The organism is Shewanella sp. P1-14-1 (assembly GCF_001401775.1).
Taxonomy (GTDB): Bacteria; Pseudomonadota; Gammaproteobacteria; order Enterobacterales; family Shewanellaceae; genus Shewanella; species Shewanella japonica.
This window is the reverse complement of sequence record NZ_LKTL01000115.1, coordinates 1-272: the sequence shown is the minus strand read 5'-3', so window position 1 is coordinate 272 and position 272 is coordinate 1. Positions and strand designations below refer to the sequence as shown.

At 40.8% G+C, this 272-nt stretch carries 1 pseudogene; it reads left to right on the top strand.

The window, feature by feature from the left end:
• Window positions 1-272, top strand: a pseudogene (locus AN944_RS21200) (IS3 family transposase); the annotation flags it as partial.

Below are 272 nucleotides of genomic sequence, written 5' to 3'. Positions count from 1 at the left end.
GTTGAGCAAGGCATAAAACTCGGTCGGGATGGGCTATTTCAATACTTGAAACAGCGAGATATGTTGGTGAAGCCGAGAAAAAACTACACCAAAACAACGAATAGTCATCACTGGCTTAGAAAGCATCCTAATTTGCTTAAGGACAAGATTGTTGAACGAGTAGAAGAAGTGCTAGTTAGCGACATCACCTACGTGAAATCAGATGAAGGAACACATTACTTATCGCTGGTGACAGACGCATATTCTAGAAAAATAATGGGGTACGAGTTAAG